The following is a 19,266-nucleotide window of genomic DNA, read 5'->3' as shown; positions in this document are numbered from 1 at the left end:
AACCGTCATCGGGAGCACGATCATGGCGACAAGCACATCCCACGCACCGGCCACCACCAACGGCCAAGCCGCCCCAGCGCTGCGCGCCCCGGTGGTCGTGGCGCCGAGGGGTCGCCGCCGCCCCGGCTTGATCGTGGCCGGTGTCGCCCTGGCGATGGTCGGCGCACTGGTCGCCGTCTGGCTCGTGGCCTCCGCAGGTCAGCGGACGGGGGTCGTGGTGGTGGCCCGCGACGTGCCCTACGGCGCCACGCTGACGGCGCAGGACCTGACCGTCGCAGAGGTCTCCCTCGACCCATCGGTTCAGGCCATCGCGTCAGATGACGCCACGACCCTGGTCGGGCAGGTGGCGGCGGTCGGTCTGGTGGCCGGGTCGGTGCTCGCACCGGGTCAAGTGGTGGCGACCGGTCCGCCCGGGCCGGGCCAGGTGCTCGTGCCGCTGGCTCTCGAGCCGTCGCGGATTCCGGCCGGCGGCCTCGTCGCCGGGGACCGGCTGCTCGTGGTCGACACCCCGCCCGAGCAGGCTGACCCGCCGTCCGCCGACCCCTCGTCATTCGAGGTGACCGTGGCGCGAGTCGGAACACCGGATATGAACGGGGTGGTCGTCGTCGACGTGATCGCCGCGGATGGGGACGGGCCTGACCTGGCAGCTCGCGCGGCGACCGGACGCTTCGCCCTGGTCCTCCTGCCGTCCGGGGAGGACTCATGAGCCTGTTCGCCCTGTGCTCGGCAACCGGAGCGCCCGGGGTCACCACCACCGCGCTGGCGCTCGGCTGGGTGTGGCCGCTTGTCCATTCCGACCGGCGCGTGCTCGTGGTTGACGCCGACGTCGCAGGCTCGGGCATCGTGCCGGGCTACGCCCAGGCGGGCGTACCGGCCGGCGGCGGCGTTCTGGCCGTCGCCGCCGAACGCAAGCTCGCCACCGAGGACACCGTGCTTGAGCACGCCGTTGCCCTAGACCGCGAAGCGCGTCGGCTGGTCCTGACCGGCTTGACCGCGACCGCGCAGGCTCGACCTCTCGCCCCGGTGTGGCAGCTGCTGGCTGATGCCACACCAGGGCTTGATGCGGTGCACACCGATGTGGTGGTGGACATCGGTCGCCTTGGTCACCGATACGAGCCGACACCGCTGCTCGAGCAAGCTGATCTGGTCGCCGTGGTCCTGACATCGACCCTTGCGTCGGTGAGCGCCGCGACGGCGACGCTGCGCGAGTTGCGCCAGTCCCGTGGGCCGGGCGCCACGACGACGGCCATCCTTGTCGGTGAGGGCGCCCCGTACTCGGCGCGCGAGGTCGGCGCCGAGCTCGACGTGGACCGGTTGCCGGTGATCGCCACGGACCTATGGGCGGCGCGGGCACTTCTCGCAGCCGGTACCACCGGGTGGCGGTTCGACCGTTCGCCGTTGCTGCGATCGGCCCGCGAAGCCGCCGACCACTTGCGCAACGCGGTCGCCCCGATCCGCCTGGGGACGCCGTCATGACCCGCCTCGACCCGCTCATCCCGAGGGTGCCCGACCACGGCGCGACCCACAGCAACGGCACCTCCAGGCACATCGACGTCGCGCGCCTTGCCCAGCCTGAGTGGACCGGCGACGGCACGTCAGGCGACCGGGCCTCGGCGCCCAGTCGCCCGTCGCCTGCCTCCACTGTGCCGGCAAGCCTGACCGCTCTGGGCGGTGACGTGCTGCCTGGTCCGCCGGCACCGGATCCCGCGGTGGTGCGGCAGGTTCGCCGCGTCGTAGCCGAGCGCCTCGCCGCCCGCCTGCAGGTCGAGCAGATCACCGATCACGGCTCGCGGCGTGAGCTGGCCCGGTCGCTGGTCGCCGAGGAGCTGTCCGACCGTGCACGGGCCCAGGTACGAGAGGGCGTCGACCGGTGGTCTGCCCGGACCGAAATGGGCATCGCCGCCGCGGTGATGGCCGACTTGTTCGGGTTGGGCCGGCTACAGCCGCTCGTGGACGACCCGAACGTGGAGAACATCGAGGTCGACGGGCACGACTCGGTCTGGGTGTCCTACGCCGACGGTCGCGACCGCCGCGGCCCCTCGGTGGCCGACTCCGACGACGAGCTGATCGAGATGGTCCAGCTGCTGGCCGCTCGCAGCGGATCAGCAGAGCGCACCTTTTCCTCCGCCCATCCGTCCCTGCATCTGCGGCTCGACGACGGGTCGCGCCTGGCCGCGATGGCCTGGACCACCCCGCGCCCGCACGTCGTGATCCGCCGGCACCGCGTGCGCGACGTCGATCTGGACGACCTGGTCCGTCTCGGCACCCTGGACACCGCGCTGGCAGCGTTCCTGCGGGCGGCGATCGGCGCGGGCAAGAACATCATCGTCACGGGCCTGCAGAACGCGGGCAAGACGACGCTGATCCGGGCCTTGGCCAATGAGTTCCCCCCGATGGAGCGGTTCGCGACCATCGAGAAGGAGTACGAGCTGCACCTGCACGACATGCGCCACCGCCACCTGCGCGTGGTGGCGATGGAGGGCAGGGAGGGTTCAGCGGAAACGGACGGGTACGGGCGCCGTGCCGGTGCGATCACGCTGACGGATCTGCTGACGGACGCGCTGCGGATGAACTTGCGCCGCATCATCGTCGGCGAGGTCCGCGGCCCCGAGGTCCTGCCCATGCTGGAGGCGATGTCGACCGGCGACGGGTCACTGTGCACCTTGCACGCCCGCACCGCCCAGCACGCCATCGACCGCATCGTCACGCTGTGCCTGTCGGCCGGGGTGTCGATGACCGAGGCGTTCGCCTACCGGCTGCTAGCCGGGTCGGTCGACCTCGTCGTGCACCTGACCCTGGTCGATGAGTCCGCGACCGGCGGGCCCAGGCACCGATTCGTCTCTGACGTGGTGGAGATCAACGGGCTCGGCGAAGGATCTCGCCCCGCCACGACCGCGGTCTTCGGACCAGGGCCGGACGGTCGCGCCGTCCCGCTCCACCGCCCCGAAAGCCTGAGCGACCTTGTCCGGGTGGGCTTCGACCCGACGTTCCTCGACCACCGCAGCGGCACCTGGTCCACCCCCCTCGGCGTCGGCGCGCCGCGATGACCACGACACTCGCCGCGTTCGCAGGGGCACTGGCGGCGATCGGGCTGCTCCTGGCGGTGCTCGGGGCTCGTCCCACTGCCGCCCCACCTCGCGCGCCCGCCACGGTGCGGCGTCGGCGTCCTCGCCGGTCGCCCAGTCCCGGCTGGGCGCGCTGGCGTTGGCCGGTGGCCGGTGGGGCCGGGTTGCTGATGTGGGCGGTCTCGGGGTGGCCGGTCGCCGGCGCCCTGGTCACCACGACCGTCGTCGGGCTGCCGGTCCTGCTCACCACGGGCGCCGTCTCCGCCCGGCGGATCGGTCGGGTCGAGGCGATCGAAGAATGGACCCGGCGACTGTCCGACATCCTCGTCGCCGGCGTCGGCCTGGAGCAGGCACTGACCGCCAGCCTGCGCACCTGCCCGCCCCCGCTGACCACGGAGGTGACGGCGTTGGTGGCGCGGCTGTCCGCCCGGTGGCCCACGGAGCAGGCGCTGCGGGCGTTCGCCGACGACGTCGACGACGCCGCAGCGGACCTCGTCGTCGCGGCCCTCGTGCTCGCATCCCGGCGGCGCGGACCCGGCCTAGCTCGAGTCCTCACCGCGGTGGCCGACTCGGTCGCCGAGGACGTCGCCGTCCGCCGCAAGGTCGAGGCAGAACGCGCCAAGCCGCGCACCACGGCCCGTGCCGTCACCCTCATCACTCTCGGCGTCGTGGCGGTCGGCGCACTGAACGGCACCTACCTCAACCCGTACGCCGGGCCCCTGGGGCAGCTGGTGCTGGCCGCCATCGCCACGGCGTTCATCGGCTGCCTGGCGTGGATGCGCGCCTTGACCCTGTCCCCGCCCGAGCCGCGATTTCTCACCGGTCGACGAGTGGAGGGCCCATGAACTTGTGGCCGGTCCTGCTCGCCGGCGCCCTGGTGGGCGGCGGCGTCGCGATTGTCGTCGCAGGCCTCGTCCCGTCGGCCCCGCACCTGCACGCGGCGCTCGCCCGCCTGGACACACCCACGGCACCGACCCCGACCCCCGTCCGCGCCGGCCGGTCGCGGCTGCTCGTCGCCGCTTGGCGCCGGGTCCTACCCCAGCTCGTCGAGTCCTTGGGCCTTCGCCGGTACGCCGCGGACCTGCGCATGGTGGACCAGGCACCGGAGGATCTCGCTGCCCGCAAGGTCGGCTACGCCCTCCTCGGGCTCACGTTCCCCACGGTCCTGGCCGGCGCCGCCGCCGCGATGGGCGTCCATCCGCCGATCGCGATCCCGGTCGCCCTCGCCCTGGCGTTGGGGGGCGTGCTGTTCGTCGTCCCCGACATCGATGTGCGCCACCGGGCGGCTGCGGCCCGGGGGGACCTGCGCCGCGCCACCTGCGTGTACCTCGAACTCGTCGCCCTGGAACGTGCCGCTGACGCGGGCACCACCGAAGCCCTCGACCGGGCCGCGGTCATCGGCACGACCCGGGAGTTCGAGCGGATCCGCGACGCACTGCTGCGTGCCCAGCTGAGCGGCCAACCGTCATGGCGGGGCCTGACTGACCTAGCTGAGAGCACCGGGGTCCCCGAGCTGGGCGACCTGGCGGACATCATGCGCCTGTCCAGCCACGACGGCGCCGCGGTCTACGCCACCTTGCGGGCCCGCGCCGCGTCGCTGCGCACCCAGCTCCTGACCGCGACGACCGCCAAGGCGAATGCCGCCTCCGAGCACATGGTCGTGCCGGTCGCCCTGCTGGGGGTCGCGTTCATGGCTCTCATCGCTTACCCCGCCTTCGCCCGCATCCTGTTCAGCTGATCCGCGCACGACACCCAAGGGAGAGCACCGTGAACACCTTCGCCGCCCTGATCATCCTCAACGGCTACACCGCGACCCTGCGCAGGCAGGTCCGTGACCGGCTCAGCGACAACGACGTCGGCGCCACCACCCTCGAAATCGTGATTATCGTCCTCGGCCTGATCGCGGTGGCGACGATGCTCGTCGTGGCCATCACCGCCGCGGTGCAGCGGCGCGTCGACCAGATCACCTGAACCCGGCTCACTCATGACCGCGACGACGTCTCGCGCTCCGGCAGCCAACCGCCGGATGCGATCGCACGCGCCGAGCCCACGGCGCCTGTTCGGCCGCGACCGGGGCCCTCGGGACGCCGGGACCGCCAGCGTGGAGATCGCCATCCTGTTCCCGGTCGTGCTGCTCGTGATCACGGCGATCGTCCAGTACGGCTTGTGGTTCCACGCCCGCTCCCTCGCCCTGGCCGCGGCACAGCAGGGCGTCACCGCGGCCCGGCTCTACAACGCCGACCCCGCCGCGGGCCCCGAGCGGGCACAGGCCTTCATCGAGGACCACGGCTCCGACACCCTCACCGACGTCACCGCGACGGCCATCTCGCCCGGGGCCGAACAGGTCGGTGTCCTGGTCGCCGGCCGAGCCCTGTCGGTCCTGCCCGGCATCCCCGGGCCGACGGTGACGCAGTCAGCTGCGGGGCCGATCGAACGCTTCACCACGGCAGGTGCACCATGACCCAAACCTGCGCCTGTCCCCGGGCGTGGTCCAGTCCGGACCGTGAGCGGGGCAGCGTCACCCTGGAGCTGGCGATCCTCGCCCCAGCGCTCCTGCTCCTGCTCGGCCTGGTCGTCCTCGCCGGGCGCGTTCAGGTCGCCGCCGGCGCCGTCGAGCACGCCGCGACCAGCGCGGCACGCGAAGCGTCCCTCGCCAGAACCTCCGCCGTTGCACAGGCGACCGCCGCCACCGCCGCAGCCCGCGAGCTGGACGGCCAGGACATCCGGTGCGCCACGTCGAGCGTCACGGTCGACACCTCAGGGTTCGCCGTCCCCCTCGGGCAGACAGCGACCATCTCCGCGACCGTCAGCTGCACCATCTCCTTCGCGGACCTCGCCATTCCCGGGCTCCCCGGTTCGCGCAATCTGACCGCCGCAGCCACGTCGCCGCTCGACCGGTTCCGTGCCCGATGAGCGGCCCCCTGCGCGGCCTGGCAGGCCAGCACCCGCGTTCCCCCCGCGACCCAGAAGCCGGTTCGGTCACCGTGTTCATGGCGATCACCGTCGTCGGCCTGCTCGTGCTAATCGGTCTGGTCGTCGACGGCGGCGTCAAAGTCCGCACCGCTCAGCGCGCCGACGCCATCGCCACCGAAGCGGCCCGAGCCGCTGGCCAGGCAGTGGCGCTACCGGGCGTCGTCGGGCACCAGACCGTCGCCGTCGACCGGCAAGGCGCGGTCAACGCCGCCACCGCCTACCTCGCAGCGGCAGACCACACCGGGACCGTCACCATCGGCCCAGGCGGCGCCACTGTCGAGGTGACCGTGACCGCAACCTCCCCGACGGCGTTCCTGTCCCTCATCGGGATCACGAACTTCACCGTCACCGGCCACAGTGAGGCCACGCTCGTTCATCGCGTCTCCGGAGAGCGACCATGACCCCCACCTATGCTCCGACGCGGCCAGCCGTTCGCACCGGGCGAGATCTCGCACGCGGACTCGGTGCCGCCCTGGCCCTGACGGCCTTCGTCTTCGGGGTGCCTCTCGTGCTCGCTGTGGTGGCGCCGATCAGGTGGCCGCAGTCCTGGCCGACCTTCGACTCGATCACCGCGACGCTCACCCGACCCGATGACGGGTCGCTGCTGCTCGGCACGCTCGCTATCATCGCGTGGCTCGCCTGGGCGGCTTTCACCGCCAGCGTGCTCGTGGAAGTCGTCGCCAGCGTCCGCCACATGCAGGCGCCGTCGCTGCCGTTGTTGCGCTGGGCCCAGCGCGGCGCCGCCACCCTGGTCACCACCACCGGGCTCCTCCTGAGCACCGCCGCACCAACGCTCATCGCCGGCGCCACGCCCGTCATCGCCGCCGCGCCCGGTCCCGCGCACGTCGCCCCGCCCGCGAGAATGCCGGACGGGGCAGCCGCAATGACGGGTCCGGTTGGGTCGATGACGGGCACGGCGGGCGCTAGGTCGGGTGCTGATGCGCCGATGACGGCCGCTGGTGGGACCGTCCCGGACACGTTCGACGTGATGACGACCCGCCAGCCGGCGGCAGTGCGCCCTGAAACCGACCGGTACCCCGTCATCACGATCCAGCGCGGCGACACACTGTGGTCCCTTGCAGAGCGCCACCTCGGCTCCGGTCACCGCTACACCGAGATCCGCGACCTGAACCTCGGCCAGGCCCAGCCCGACGGCGGCGCCCTGACCGACACCCACTGGATCTACCCCGGCTGGCAGCTTCGCCTTCCCGCTGACGCGACAGACGTGCCCGCCCCGACAGACTTCACGGAAGCCATATCGGACGGCGCCGCTCGCGCCGCCATGCATCACGTGGCTGAGGGCGACACCTTGTGGGACATCGCCGCCACCCACCTGGGCGACGGAGCTCGCTATTCCGACGTCTTCGACGTCAACGTCGGGGTCCCACAGGCTGACGGTCACGCGCTCACCGATCCCGATCTCATCCTTCCCGGCTGGGAGATCACCGTGCCTGTGCCGGCTGATGGCGCCGCGCAGCAGGTGAACCCGGACGCGACGGCTGCAGCGTCGAACGTGTCGAAGCCGGAACCTCCTGAGGCGCTCGAGCCACCCGCCCAAACCATGCGACAGGCAGTGCCCGGGTCCATGCACGCGCCGGTCACCCAGCCCGACCTCAGGAGGGAAGCACCGGGGTCCGTGGCGCCCGAGGCCGCGGGCCAGGTCGACGTGACGGACGACCTGCCGTCCGCAGGCGCCCTCTTCCTTGGCCTCACCGGACTGGCTGCTGTCGGCGTCATCGGCGAGCTCACCCGACGCCGCCACCTTCAACAGCGCAGCCGCCGCATCGGAGAACGCATCGCCATGCCGGCACCCGGCTCGCCCACCGACGAGGCCGAGCAGAGCCTGCGCACCGCCACAAGCCCACTGTCGATCCCGCAGCTCAAGACGGCCCTGCTGAACCTCACTACCCGCGCCTACGCCGCAGAACGCGACCTGCCGCGCATCGGCACTCTCTCTCTGAGCGACGAGACTCTCGAGCTGCACCTCACGGAAGACGACGTCGACGCCGTCGCGCCGTTCACTGTCGCCGGCAACCGCGTGTGGTCCGCGCCGACCGCGGCCGTCGCTGAGGACGAACTCATCGACGACGACCCGGACCGCCCCGAGCCATACCCCGCCCTGGTGACCATCGGCCACACCGACGACGCCACCGTGATCGTCAACCTCGAGGCCGCCGGCACTCTCGCCATCATCGGCGACCCCGACGCCGCGTGCGACGTGCTCCGCTCGCTGGTCACCGAACTCGCCACCAGCGACCTGACGGGCCGAATCGGCATGATCACCGGACCCCAGTTCGCCGGACTCGCAGCAGCATCCGACGCAGCAAGACTCCAGTGCACCGAGGCGCCCGCACTGGCGCCCCAACATGCCGACCGCTCCCGCGCCCTTGGCGCAGTCCTCACTGCGGCCGGAGTCGACGACACCCTCCAGGCACGATCCGATCGCACGGCCAGCGACACATGGCTGCCCGTCCTCTACGTCGACACCCATGGCGCGGCCGCCTGGGAACCACCGACCGCATGGTGCGGCTCCGTCCTGCTCACAACGGCTCCCTCGCCGGGAGCGTGGACGCTGGCGGTGGCAGACGACGGCACGGCTCTCCTCGAGCCTGGTGGCGTTCGGCTAAGACCCCCTCGACTCTCCGAGGGCGACTTCGGTCGCCTGACTGGCCTCCTCGCCGCGGCGGCGGCACCACGCGCCGACGACGTCGTTCTGCCCGCATCTGGCGATCGCGCCGACGACATAACCCGCGCTCGGGCGGCCATGTCCGAACCTGCATCGGCCCCGCACAAGAGTGCGAGCACGATGCCCACAATAGGGATCACGGTCCTCGGCCCCATCGAAATCCACGGTCTGCCGGACGGCGCCCGTCCATTAGGTAGACGGTCGATCGAGCTCCTCGTCTTCCTTGCTTTGCGCGGGAAGGCGACCGGCCCCGAGCTCGAGGAGGTCCTGTGGCGTGGACGACGCGTCGAGAACCAGACCCGCAATAGCTTGCTGTACCGCACCCGCCAACGTGTCAGCGCGAAGGTGCTCGCGCCGATGGACTCTGACGGGACGTACCGTCTGGGCACCAGCGTCGGATGCGACTGGACCGAGTTCCAGCATCTCGCGCGCGCCGGTTACGCCGCGGGTCCTGATGGGCTGGAGGACCTGCAGGCAGCGATGAGACTCGTGCGGGGGCGACCCTTCTCCGGCGTGACTGGCGTCGAGTATGCCTGGGCAGAGCACGACACCCAGGAAATGGTCGCCGCTATCGTCGACGCCGCTCACGTCCTCTCGGCCGGGCTCCTCGCCGCCGGGGACTACCAAGGCGCGCTCTCCGCCGCCACCCACGGCCTCCTCGCCGAGCCGTGCTCAGAACACCTCTACGACGATGCGATTCGAGCGGCTCGCTGCCGCGGCGACGTCGAGGAGGCCGACCGACTCGCCGCACAACTACTCGCCACACTGGAAGACCTCGATCCCGAGTACGTCGGCTGACACGACCACGTACTGGCGAGCCCACATTGTCGGCACTCACTAGTCCTGAGCCACCGACGCGCCCGCGGTGAACCGGGCTGAGCCGTCACCCGCGACACGTCTGACCGACGGCGAAGACGGCCGGGCGCTCCTGCCCCCCCCCCCCCCCCCAGCCCGGTCGCGAGGGCCCCCGGACGCACTGGGCCACCCCGATTTAGAACGATCTGACAGATGCGGCGGTACGGCCATAACGATCATCATCGGCCTTCAATCTGACGCCAAGCGAGAGGCACCCACGGGCGCCGGGACCGACCGGTAGCGTGCTGTTTGGGGCTTCTGGGATCCGCTTCGTCGACGACCTGCCGGCGTGCTGCCGACCCCGACCGCTGCGCCTGACGCCGACGTCCGCCTTCTTCGAGGTGGCGACCGCCGTTAACCGCGGCGCCCCATTGGGACTTGGGGCTGGACACCTGGCACGTCGGCATCGGCGCCTCATTCGATCCCGGCGCCTTCACCGATGCACTGTGCGAGCACGTAGGTGACACGCTCGACAATTTCGACCTGTCACAGGTGGCTGCCGAGCACGGCGTGACGCTGCTGGAGGACGAACAGCCGAGCGCGTGGGTCGGTGGCCTGGAGATCATCACCGCCCGCTACGACGACGACCACGCCGCGGCCGCTGGACGGCCGGTGCTGACCGGCGGTGACGACCTGCTGATCGCTGCGGACGACGCGGCCGGCGACCTGATCGACCTGGTGGCGGCGATCGTCACCAACGAGGCAGACCGGTGGTCGGACGAGGTGCCGAGATGTACCCCGACGCCGACCTCGCTGACACGCTCCTGGTGATCCTCTCCGCCACGGTCACGCCGGTGCTGCGCGGCAACCGGCTCAGCTCCTGGACCGCCGCCCAGGCGATCGCCACGCTCCAGCTGCGCGACTGCCTGGAGGCCCTGCATGCCGCTCCGCTGGCGCTCCCGGACGCGGCGGTGCTGATGACCGAGGATCGGGACTTGAACGACGACGAGATGGCCCGGTGGCAGACCGAGCAGGACCGGCTCGCCGCCCAGCGGCACCAGGGACTCGGTGTGAGGGCGCTGCCCTCGAACCCGGCGGTGCTGGTGTGGCACGGCGGGTACGTCAACGAGGCGTTCACCCAGGCGTTGAGCCGGTTCGCCTGCCCCCCCCGCCGCGTGAGCACCGTGGGCCATGGATGGCGCCATAAGCGACGACGCCACGGCGACCGTAGCGGCCTCGGCGCGGACCCCGTACCGCGTCGTCGACGCGCACGACCAGGGCTTCGGGGGTGCTTCTGCAGTGCGGCCGCCGCGCTGCGATCTCTCACCAAGAATTTGCCCGTGGACGTCCTGCGCGCGGGCGCGAAACGCCATCAGATCTTCATGCACAGCCCGCCCCGTCTTCCCGGTGCGGGTCGTATGGTGGAAGCAATACCCCCCAGGGGTACGTCCATCGGAGGAGATGTTAGCCATGGTGACCACCGCGTTTGCCGTCGAAGGCCTGACTTGTGGGTCGTGCATGGCTGAGGTGCTCGAGCACGTGCACACCGTTGCCGGAGTGAGCGGGGCGGCGGTCGACCTCGAGGTCGGCGGTACATCCCTGGTGGTGGTGACGAGCGGTGCACCGGTCATTGCCGAGCACATCCGGCTCGCAGTCGAGCGCGCCGGATTCGTCCTCCTGGCCGGCGACGGGCGTGCGGGCTGCCATGACCACGCACGCGAGGACGTGCTGGCCGCGGGCATCATCGAGCTGGACAACAGCAGGGTCCTTACGGCAGGTGTGCGATGACTGGCGCCGAGGTGGGCGTCGTCGTCGCGGCGCTTGCGCTGACGGGGTTCTTGGCGTGGTTCTTCTTCGGACCGAAAAAGGTCCACCAGGGCGAGATGGACGAAGGTGTCCAGGTCGTCCGGGTCAAGGTCCAGGGTGGCTACAGCCCGGACGTGATCCAAGTGACTCGCGGGGTGCCGGTGCGGATGGAGTTCGACCGGCAGGAGGCCGGGGAGTGCACCTCCCGCGTCGTCATCCCGGCCTTCCGGGTCAACCAGGTCCTGCCGGCGTTCGAGACGACGACTGTGCACCTAGTGCCGCAGGCGACGGGTGACTTTGAGTTTGCATGCGGGATGAACATGGTCCGCGGGCGTCTGAAGGTTGTCGACGCCGAGGTGCGCACGGCTGAGCAGGCGACAGCGGAGGTCGTCAGCGGACCGCCAACGGCCTCCATCGCTCGACCCGAGCGCGCCACATCCGAGGGCGCACCTGCCGGCGCGGACGAGGGGAAGCCTGAGCGGGACGCAGAGATCGCCGACCTGGTCCGCCGGGTCGTCATTGGTGCCGCGCTGACGCTGCCTGTCCTGTTCGCCGTGATGGCGCACGAGCTCTTCGGGGCTATGTGGGTTCCGTCGTTCTTGTTGAACCCGTGGCTGCAGCTCGCGCTGATCGCGCCGGTGATGCTGTACACCGGCTGGCCGATCCACAAGACGGGGTGGCTGGCGCTGTCCCACCGCACGGCGGACATGAACTCGCTGATCACTTTGGGCACGATCGCCGCGTTCGGGTACAGCCTCGTGGTGACCGCCGCCCCTGGTCTGCTGCCGGTAGAGGTCAGGGAGGTCTACTACGAGGCGGTAGGGGTGATCGTCACGCTGATCCTGCTTGGCCGGCTCCTGGAGACCAAGGCCAAGGCGGGCACCGGTGAGGCGATCCGCACGTTGATCGGGCTGCAGCCGCGCACCGCCCGCGTGGTCCGCGACGGTGTGGAGCGTGACGTCGCGATCGAGGAGGTCGTCGCCGGGGACGTCGTGGTCGTGCGGCCCGGTGAGAAGCTCCCGGTGGACGGGGAGGTCCTCGAGGGCAGCTCCGCGGTGGACGAGTCGATGGTGACGGGCGAGCCGATCCCGGTGACCAAGTCCGCCGGTGACGGCGTCATCGGCGCCACGATCAACCAGACCGGCACCTTCCGGTATACCGCGACCAAGGTCGGCTCGGACACGATGCTGGCCCAGATCATCCGGCTGGTCCGTGAGGCGCAGGGTTCCAAGGCCCCGATCCAGCGCCTGGTCGACGAGGTCTCGGGCTACTTCGTCCCTGCGGTGGTCGGCATCGCGATCTGGGCTTTCGTGGTGTGGGCGCTGGTCGGCCCACCGCCGGCGTTCGTCTTCGCCCTCGTCGCCGCCGTGTCGGTGCTGATCATCGCGTGCCCCTGTGCCTTGGGCCTGGCCACCCCGCTGTCGATCACCGTCGGGACCGGCAAGGGCGCTGGTGCGGGCATCCTGATCCGCTCGGCCGAGGCGCTGGAGACCGCTCACAAGCTGGACACGGTTGTGCTGGACAAGACCGGCACGATCACCAAGGGCACCCCTGCGCTGACTGACGTCCTGCCGGCCGAGGGCTTCACCGAGGCCGAGCTCCTGACACTTGTGGCCGCGGTGGAGCGTTCCTCGGAGCACCCGCTGGCGGCTGCGATCGTGGCCGGTGCCATGGATCGGGGGCTGGAGTTGCCCGAGGCCACGGCGTTTGACTCGGTCACCGGCCAGGGCGTACGTGCCCTCGTTGCCGGGCGCGAGATCCTGGTGGGGAACCGGCGGCTGTTGGCGGGCGCAGGCATCGTGGCCGAGCAGGGTGACGTCGACCGCCTGGCCGGCGACGGCAAGACTCCCATGCTCGCCGTCGTCGACGGGCGCTTCGCCGGTGTCATCGGTGTCGCGGACACCCTCAAGCCCGGCTCGGTGGCCGCGGTCGCGGCCCTTCGGGCCCGCGACATCGATGTGATCATGATGACCGGAGACAACCGCGACACGGCCGCGGCGATCGCCCGCCAGGTCGGCATCACCCGCGTCCTGGCCGAGGTCATGCCCGAGCACAAGGCTGCCGAGGTCAAGCGCCTGCAGGGCGAAGGGCGCGTGGTCGGTATGGTCGGCGACGGCATCAACGACGCCCCCGCCCTGGCCCAAGCCGATGTCGGCTCGGCCATCGGCACCGGGACGGACGTGGCCATCGAGTCCTCGGACATCACGTTGATCTCCGGGGCGCTGTCCGGCCTGGTGACGGCGGTGGACCTCTCGCGGGCCACGATGCGCAACATCCGCCAGAACCTGGTCTTCGCGTTCCTCTACAACGGGATTGGCATCCCGATCGCGGCCGGCGTCCTGTACCCGACGTTCGGCCTGACGCTGAGCCCGATGATTGCCGCGGGCGCCATGGCGCTGTCCTCGTTGTCCGTGGTGGCCAACGCCAACCGGCTTCGCCGGTTTACCCCGCGAGCTGCCCCAGACGACGTCCGTGTCCCAGCCACCGACCCGGTGGTGGAGGTCGGACGCGACGAAGAAGAGAAAGAGGAAACCATGTCCCACGCACCCGCCCAGGTCACCGACCCCGTCTGCGGCATGACGGTCGACCCCGCTACGGCGGCGGCCAGCGCCGAGCACGACGGCACCACCTACCACTTCTGCTCCGGGCACTGCGCGACGGCCTTCGCGGCCGACCCGGCCAAGTACACCGCCGCAGCCACCGCATGACCGGGCCCCTGCCGGGGCCACGGCCCCGGCAGGACCCGCGGCGCCTCGCGGGAATGGCCGGAGAAAGGAATCGGAGATGAGCGCACCCATGCTCGACGGCCACCCTGCCGCTACCACGGACGTGCTCCACCGCTTGGGCCGGATCGAGGGCCAGGTCCGGGGCATCGCCCGCATGGTGGAAGACGACAGGTACTGCATCGACGTCCTGACCCAGGTCGCCGCAGCCTCACGGGCGCTGCAGGGCGTAGCGCTGGCCCTGCTGGACCAGCACATGAGCCACTGCCTGGTCGAAGCGGCCAGGGCAGGTGGCCCTGACCAAGAAGCCAAGATCAAAGAAGCCTCACAAGCCATCGCGCGGCTCGTGCGGAGCTAGCCGGGGGACGGGCGGTCCGCAGCGCGGACCCGCGGCCGCGCGCCGTCCGAGGATCCACAGCAAAACAGCGCTGGGCCGACAACCGTCGCGCTCACAGCGAGCACCACCCATCGGCCCCTCGGGCCGGAAGGATTGTCCGATGAAGAGTCAAACCACCGTCCTGCAGGTTGCCGGGCTGCACTGGGCGACGTCAGAACCCGTCATGGAGAAGACGCTCGCCCGGCGCCCCGGCGTCCTGGCGGTACGGGCGAACGCCTCCTCCCAGACCGCGACGGTCACCTACGACCCGGACACGACGTCGGTGGGCCAACTGGTGGGATGGGTGACCGACTGCGGGTACCACTGCGCCGGGCAGTCCGTCCCGGCGCACATGTGCGACCCCATGACCGAACCGGCCAACGACCACGACACCCACGCTGGCCAAGCGGCGAAAGCCGGGCGCGAGGCCGACGTCCCGCACGCCGAACTCCCCGAGCCGCACGCGCACGTCGGGCACGGTGGCAAGTCTGCACCCGCCGGCCACGCAGGGCACGGCGGTGCACAGGATGCTGACCGGTCCGCACACGCGGTGATGGGTCACGGCGGCGGCCACGGCGGATCGATGGCCGACATGACCAGGGACATGCGCAACCGGTTCGTGGTCGCGGCGGTCCTGTCGGTGGTGCTGCTGCTGTGGTCGCCGATCGGGCGGGAGGTCCTGGGCTTCACGGTCCCGGCGCCCTTCGCGCTGCGCGACGACGTCTTCTCGTTAATCTTGTCGATCCCGGTGGTCTCCTACTCGGCGGCGATCTTCTTCGACGGTGCCTACCGAGCCCTGCGCGCCAGGACGCTGGACATGATGGTTCTGGTCGCGGTGGGGGTCGGGGCGGGTTGGTTGTACAGCGTGGTGGTCACGTTTACCGGAGGCGGTGAGGTCTTCTACGAGGCCGCCACCGTGCTGACCACCTTCGTCCTGCTCGGGCACTGGCTCGAGATGCGGGCCCGCGGCGGCGCCAACGACGCCGTTCGCACCCTGCTCCAGCTGGCCCCGTCCCAAGCGGTCGTGATGCGCGACGGTCAGCCGGTGGAGGTCCCCACAGCCGAGGTGGTTGTCGGTGACCTGCTGCTGGTGCGCCCCGGGGCGAAGATCCCGGTCGACGCCGTGGTCGAGGACGGGGAGTCCGAGGTCGACGAGTCGATGGTCACCGGGGAGTCCATGCCGGTAGGCAAGGCACCCGGCGCGCAACTGATCGGTGCGTCAATCAACACCACCGGGACGTTGCGGGCACGCGCGACAAAGGTCGGGGGTGACACCGCCCTGGCGCAGATCGTCAAGATGGTCCAGGAGGCGCAGAACTCCAAAGCCCCCGGCCAGCGGCTGGCCGACCGCGCGGCGTTCTGGCTGGTCTTCGTGGCTCTGGTCGGTGGTGCGAGCACGTTCGCGGTCTGGATGCTCGCCGGCGCGGGCGTCGCGCAAGCAATGCTTTTCGCGATCACCGTGGTCGTCGTCACCTGCCCCGACGCCCTGGGCCTGGCTACCCCGACGGCCATCATGGTCGGGACCGGCCTGGGCGCCCAGCGTGGGGTGCTGTTCAAAAACGCCACGGCCCTGGAGGGATCCGCTCGGATCGACACGGTGGTGATGGACAAGACCGGCACCCTGACCAAGGGCGAGCCGGAGGTTACCGACGTCATCGCGATAGGGATCAGCGAGGCAGAGATGCTGGCCCTGGTCGCCGCCGTGGAGCGCGAGTCCGAACACCCCCTTGCACGGGCCATCGAGAACCACGCCGCCGAGCTCGGCGTGTCGACGCTGGTAGTGAGCGAGTTCCTCAACGTGCCCGGTCACGGTGCGACGGCCACGGTCGACGGGCGCCGGGTCCTGGTGGGCAACCTGCGGTTGATGGCCAGGGAGGACGTGGACCTTGGTGAGCTTGGTGCCCGGCGTGAGGAGCTCGCCGCGTCAGGACGCACCGTGGTCCTGGCCGCCGTCGACGGACACGCGATGGGAGTCATCGCCCTGGCCGACGCCGCCCGCGAGACAGCCGCGGCCGCCGTGGCCGCCCTGCACGCGACCGGGATCGAGGTTGTCATGCTCACCGGGGACAACCAGGCCACCGCCCAGCGCATCGCAGACCAGCTGGGCATCGACACGGTCATCGCCGAGGTCCTGCCAGGGGACAAGGCCGAGAAGGTCACCAAGCTCCAACGCGCGGGCAAGACGGTGGCGATGGTCGGTGACGGTGTCAACGACGCCCCCGCGCTGGCTAAGGCCGACCTCGGGATCGCAATCGGCGCCGGCACCGACGTGGCGATCGAGACCGCCGACGTGGTGCTCATGCGATCCGACCCGCTCGACGTATCCGTCGCCCTGCGTATCGGCAAGGGCACGGTACGCAAGGAACGGCAGAACCTGTCCTGGGCGATCGGGTACAACGCCCTGGCGCTGCCCGTCGCAGCCGGGGTGTTCTACCCCGCGTTCGAGCTCATGCTCCGCCCGGAGATCGCCGCCCTGTCGATGTCTGGCTCCACCGTCATCGTCACCGTCAACGCCTTGCTCCTCAAGCGGCTCCGGCTACCCGACCAGCACGCGCCCGCCACGCCGCATCCCGCGCCCCCGGAACTGGCATCCACCGTGTCGGCCCCGGCCGGGACCCGCTGACCGCCAGCACATGCACCCCGCCTCCGCCGACCCGGCCGCACTACCAGCCGTCGCGCTGCGCCCGCCGAAGCCTGGTCGCATGCTGTGGATCACCGCAGCGTGGGGCGCCTGCTTCATCGCCATCGAGCTGGGCCTGCGAGACGCACCCATCCTGTGGTTCGCCGCACTGCGTGCGCTGCTCGCCGGCGCGGCCCTGGTGGCGCTCGGCGCCGTCCAACACCGCCCGACGCCGACCGGCGCCCGGGCGTGGGGACAGGTCGCCCTGCTGGGCATCGTCAACGTCGCGATCGCCTTCGCGGCCATGTTCGCCGGTGTCGCCGGCCTGGCCACAGGGGCAGCCGCCGTCCTGTCCAACGCCCAGCCGCTGCTGATCCTGCTGCCCGCCTGGTGGTTCTACGGCGAGAAGCTCTCCGCCCGGACCACTACAGCGCTGGTGATCGGCTTCACCGGCCTCGTCCTGGTCGCGGTGCCCGGGGGTGGTGGCCGCGGGGCAGCCATGTCGTTGCTGGCCGCAGCGGCCATCACCGCCGGGACCCTGCTCTCGCGGCGCCTTGCAGGCCTGGACGTGGTGGTCACCACCGGATGGCACCTGATGATCGGCGGGCTCGCGCTCGTCGTGCTCGCCACGGCAGTCGAGGGTGCGCCGGTCATCGCCTGGACACCTCGATTCATGCTCGTACTGCTGTTCCTAGCACTGGTCGGTACCGCCGCCAGCACCGTGGCGTGGTTCACCGAAGCCCGCCACTCCCGCATGGACGCCCTGACCGGGTGGACCTTCCTCGCCCCGGTGTTCGGCGTCATACTCGCCGTCGCCGTCCTCGGCGAACGGCCCAGCGGCTGGACCGTCGCCGGGCTCTCAGCGGTACTAGCTGCTATGTGGACAGCCCTACGGCCCGCGCACCGCAGCCCACGACCCGAGCCGCTACACGCGACCCCGACCCCTTCTAAGACGGCGACGCGATAAGACGTGGTGCCCGGCCCGCACCCACGCGCAGCCCTGGCAACCGCTCCGCTCGAAGGGGGCGCCTCGCTCTCGGCGGGCTCTCCGATAGGCCAGCTTTCAGTGGAACTCGCGGCGCTACCGCCACTCTTAGGGGGACCTTCGTCCTGCTCTGACCGGGATCTGCACCGTAGCGTCGAATGTGTGGTCGAAGCTTTCGCAGGTTCCTGCGGGCGCCGCCATACCCAGGACAGATTGGGAGTGGGTTCAGATGAACCACGGCAAGCACATCTATCTCATGCTCGGCGCGATCGCGATCGGCGCCGTCCTCTACTTCACCGGCATGATCAGCAGCAGCGCGCTGCTGCTGCTGTGGCCGCTGGGCTGCGTCGCGATGATGATCGCCATGATGTGGGGCATGCGCGGCATGAATGGACACAACAGTGCCTCCGACGAGCCAACCCGTGCCGGTCAGGACACTCGGACGCACACGCACCACTAAGACCAAGGCTGCGCCGATCTGCTGCGGTGCTCCGAGGAACACCGTGTAGCCGGTCGACGGCGCGGGAGCAGTCGTCGAGCACGACGGTGAGCCGCGGCCAGGCCGGGGCGCCCTTCTCGTCGAGCACGAGCAGGTCGAGCTCGGTGTGGTCGGCTTGCCAGATCTGGTTCGGCCGCTGGGACTTACGCCGGTAGACCAGCTCGTAGCGGTCCGCAGTGCCACCGGCCCGCCGTGGGGCAGCGTCAGCGACTTCGGGTCCAGGGCGGTGACGATCGAGTGGACGGTGCTGTAGGACAGGACCGGCCAGCCGTGCTCGAGGGCCGCGCGGGCCGCCCAGCGGGTGAACTCGCGACGGCAGGCCGGTGACGTTGCAGCGCGAGACCCTCCACCAGGGCGACCAGCTCGGTCGGTGGCCGCGGTGGCAGCGGTCGGTGCGGGCCAGGCCGGCGAGCCCGGCGGCCCGGTAGCGGGTCAGCCACTGTTGCGCCGAGCGCAGCGGCACCCCGGCGTCGCGCGCCGCGACGGTCAGGGGACGCGGTCCTGCGCGACAGGGCGCAGCACCTGCCAGCGTCGCGCCACCACTGCGCGCTGCCGTTAGTCGAGCTCCGCAACACGATGTACAACTCTCAGCTGGCGCAGATCCCCCAGTTCCGCGACGTCGTGGCCGAGAGCAGCGGACGAGAGAACTACGGGCCCAAAGGGGCTCATCCCAATCGGGGGTGTAGGAGTTGGGGTCTGAAGCCGCCGGTCTCGAGCAGGCTTCGGGCGATGTAGTTG

Annotated in this window: 18 protein-coding genes and 1 pseudogene; 18 read left to right on the top strand and 1 reads right to left on the bottom strand. The window is 70.9% G+C overall.

All coding sequences use genetic code 11. The features are described from left to right. Positions 1-22 precede the first annotated feature (22 nt). From Q0840_RS03775 to Q0840_RS03690, 18 genes are all read left to right on the top strand, one after another. Positions 23-706 carry an SAF domain-containing protein gene (locus Q0840_RS03775; protein WP_298456627.1) on the top strand — a complete coding sequence of 228 codons (684 nt, stop codon included), beginning with the start codon at positions 23-25 and terminating at the stop codon, positions 704-706. Further along, positions 703-1,476 carry a hypothetical protein gene (locus Q0840_RS03770; protein WP_298456625.1) on the top strand — a complete coding sequence of 258 codons (774 nt, stop codon included), beginning with the start codon at positions 703-705 and terminating at the stop codon, positions 1,474-1,476. The genes Q0840_RS03775 and Q0840_RS03770 overlap by 4 nt, the downstream gene beginning before the upstream one ends. Positions 1,477-1,709: 233 nt before the next feature. After that, positions 1,710-3,047 carry a CpaF family protein gene (locus tag Q0840_RS03765; RefSeq protein ID WP_298456623.1) on the top strand — a complete coding sequence of 446 codons (1,338 nt, stop codon included), beginning with the start codon at positions 1,710-1,712 and terminating at the stop codon, positions 3,045-3,047. Continuing rightward, on the top strand, positions 3,044-3,910 hold the full coding sequence (locus tag Q0840_RS03760) for a type II secretion system F family protein (protein WP_298456621.1): 867 nt from the start codon (positions 3,044-3,046) through the stop codon (positions 3,908-3,910). Before Q0840_RS03765 ends, Q0840_RS03760 begins: the two co-directional genes overlap by 4 nt. Next, a complete protein-coding gene (locus tag Q0840_RS03755) occupies positions 3,907-4,803 on the top strand; it encodes a type II secretion system F family protein (RefSeq protein WP_298456619.1) in 897 nt (298 codons plus the stop codon). Before Q0840_RS03760 ends, Q0840_RS03755 begins: the two co-directional genes overlap by 4 nt. A 29-nt stretch (positions 4,804-4,832) precedes the next feature. Next, positions 4,833-5,036 (top strand): hypothetical protein, encoded by a 204-nt coding sequence (locus Q0840_RS03750; protein ID WP_298456617.1) that lies wholly within the window; start codon positions 4,833-4,835, stop codon positions 5,034-5,036. Between the two features lie 130 nt (positions 5,037-5,166). Beyond that, entirely contained in the window at positions 5,167-5,526 is a 360-nt protein-coding gene (locus tag Q0840_RS03745) for a TadE family protein (protein WP_298456616.1), read from the top strand. Then, positions 5,523-5,978 (top strand): TadE/TadG family type IV pilus assembly protein, encoded by a 456-nt coding sequence (locus Q0840_RS03740; RefSeq protein ID WP_298456614.1) that lies wholly within the window; start codon positions 5,523-5,525, stop codon positions 5,976-5,978. Before Q0840_RS03745 ends, Q0840_RS03740 begins: the two co-directional genes overlap by 4 nt. Next, positions 5,975-6,439, top strand: a complete 465-nt coding sequence (locus Q0840_RS03735; protein WP_367183065.1) for a pilus assembly protein TadG-related protein — start codon at positions 5,975-5,977, stop codon at positions 6,437-6,439. The genes Q0840_RS03740 and Q0840_RS03735 overlap by 4 nt, the downstream gene beginning before the upstream one ends. Further along, the gene (locus tag Q0840_RS03730) at positions 6,436-9,522 is read left to right on the top strand and encodes a LysM peptidoglycan-binding domain-containing protein (RefSeq protein WP_298456610.1); all 3,087 of its coding nucleotides are present in this window, start codon (positions 6,436-6,438) and stop codon (positions 9,520-9,522) included. The genes Q0840_RS03735 and Q0840_RS03730 overlap by 4 nt, the downstream gene beginning before the upstream one ends. Before the next feature lie 435 nt (positions 9,523-9,957). Further along, on the top strand, positions 9,958-10,350 hold the full coding sequence (locus Q0840_RS03725; RefSeq protein ID WP_298456608.1) for a hypothetical protein: 393 nt from the start codon (positions 9,958-9,960) through the stop codon (positions 10,348-10,350). Further along, positions 10,311-11,045 carry a hypothetical protein gene (locus Q0840_RS03720; protein ID WP_298456606.1) on the top strand — a complete coding sequence of 245 codons (735 nt, stop codon included), beginning with the start codon at positions 10,311-10,313 and terminating at the stop codon, positions 11,043-11,045. The genes Q0840_RS03725 and Q0840_RS03720 overlap by 40 nt, the downstream gene beginning before the upstream one ends. Then, positions 11,038-11,307, top strand: coding sequence for a hypothetical protein (locus Q0840_RS03715; protein WP_298456604.1), 270 nt, complete (start codon positions 11,038-11,040; stop codon positions 11,305-11,307). Before Q0840_RS03720 ends, Q0840_RS03715 begins: the two co-directional genes overlap by 8 nt. Beyond that, entirely contained in the window at positions 11,304-14,033 is a 2,730-nt protein-coding gene (locus tag Q0840_RS03710; protein ID WP_298456602.1) for a heavy metal translocating P-type ATPase, read from the top strand. The genes Q0840_RS03715 and Q0840_RS03710 overlap by 4 nt, the downstream gene beginning before the upstream one ends. A 76-nt stretch (positions 14,034-14,109) precedes the next feature. Next, on the top strand, positions 14,110-14,406 hold the full coding sequence (locus Q0840_RS03705; protein ID WP_298456600.1) for a metal-sensitive transcriptional regulator: 297 nt from the start codon (positions 14,110-14,112) through the stop codon (positions 14,404-14,406). Positions 14,407-14,545: 139 nt separating this feature from the next. Then, on the top strand, positions 14,546-17,047 hold the full coding sequence (locus Q0840_RS03700; protein WP_298456598.1) for a heavy metal translocating P-type ATPase: 2,502 nt from the start codon (positions 14,546-14,548) through the stop codon (positions 17,045-17,047). 79 nt (positions 17,048-17,126) lie between these two features. Continuing rightward, positions 17,127-18,011 (top strand): DMT family transporter, encoded by an 885-nt coding sequence (locus Q0840_RS03695; RefSeq protein ID WP_298456596.1) that lies wholly within the window; start codon positions 17,127-17,129, stop codon positions 18,009-18,011. A gap of 247 nt (positions 18,012-18,258) precedes the next feature. After that, a complete protein-coding gene (locus Q0840_RS03690; protein ID WP_298456594.1) occupies positions 18,259-18,489 on the top strand; it encodes a hypothetical protein in 231 nt (76 codons plus the stop codon). 418 nt (positions 18,490-18,907) lie between these two features. On the opposite strand, the pseudogene Q0840_RS19045 reads toward Q0840_RS03690, so the two are convergent. Next, positions 18,908-19,018: pseudogene (locus Q0840_RS19045) on the bottom strand (leucine zipper domain-containing protein); the annotation flags it as partial. Positions 19,019-19,266 lie beyond the last annotated feature (248 nt).

It is taken from the genome of uncultured Cellulomonas sp. (assembly GCF_947494015.1).
Lineage (GTDB): Bacteria > Actinomycetota > Actinomycetes > Actinomycetales > Cellulomonadaceae > Pengzhenrongella.
This window is presented reverse-complemented; position numbering and strand designations above follow the sequence as displayed.

Bases quoted from the DNA above. Each gene is read 5' to 3' on its own strand.
- Q0840_RS03755 (WP_298456619.1), top strand. From the start codon at position 3,907: ATGAACTTGTGGCCGGTCCTGCTCGCCGGCGCCCTGGTGGGCGGCGGC.
- Q0840_RS03700 (WP_298456598.1), top strand. From the start codon at position 14,546: ATGAAGAGTCAAACCACCGTCCTGCAGGTTGCCGGGCTGCACTGGGCG.
- Q0840_RS03760 (WP_298456621.1), top strand. From the start codon at position 3,044: ATGACCACGACACTCGCCGCGTTCGCAGGGGCACTGGCGGCGATCGGG.
- Q0840_RS03735 (WP_367183065.1), top strand. From the start codon at position 5,975: ATGAGCGGCCCCCTGCGCGGCCTGGCAGGCCAGCACCCGCGTTCCCCC.
- Q0840_RS03695 (WP_298456596.1), top strand. From the start codon at position 17,127: ATGCTGTGGATCACCGCAGCGTGGGGCGCCTGCTTCATCGCCATCGAG.
- Q0840_RS03715 (WP_298456604.1), top strand. From the start codon at position 11,038: ATGGCTGAGGTGCTCGAGCACGTGCACACCGTTGCCGGAGTGAGCGGG.
- Q0840_RS03770 (WP_298456625.1), top strand. From the start codon at position 703: ATGAGCCTGTTCGCCCTGTGCTCGGCAACCGGAGCGCCCGGGGTCACC.
- Q0840_RS03720 (WP_298456606.1), top strand. From the start codon at position 10,311: ATGTACCCCGACGCCGACCTCGCTGACACGCTCCTGGTGATCCTCTCC.
- Q0840_RS03730 (WP_298456610.1), top strand. From the start codon at position 6,436: ATGACCCCCACCTATGCTCCGACGCGGCCAGCCGTTCGCACCGGGCGA.
- Q0840_RS03775 (WP_298456627.1), top strand. From the start codon at position 23: ATGGCGACAAGCACATCCCACGCACCGGCCACCACCAACGGCCAAGCC.
- Q0840_RS03690 (WP_298456594.1), top strand. From the start codon at position 18,259: ATGAACCACGGCAAGCACATCTATCTCATGCTCGGCGCGATCGCGATC.
- Q0840_RS03705 (WP_298456600.1), top strand. From the start codon at position 14,110: ATGAGCGCACCCATGCTCGACGGCCACCCTGCCGCTACCACGGACGTG.
- Q0840_RS03740 (WP_298456614.1), top strand. From the start codon at position 5,523: ATGACCCAAACCTGCGCCTGTCCCCGGGCGTGGTCCAGTCCGGACCGT.
- Q0840_RS03710 (WP_298456602.1), top strand. From the start codon at position 11,304: ATGACTGGCGCCGAGGTGGGCGTCGTCGTCGCGGCGCTTGCGCTGACG.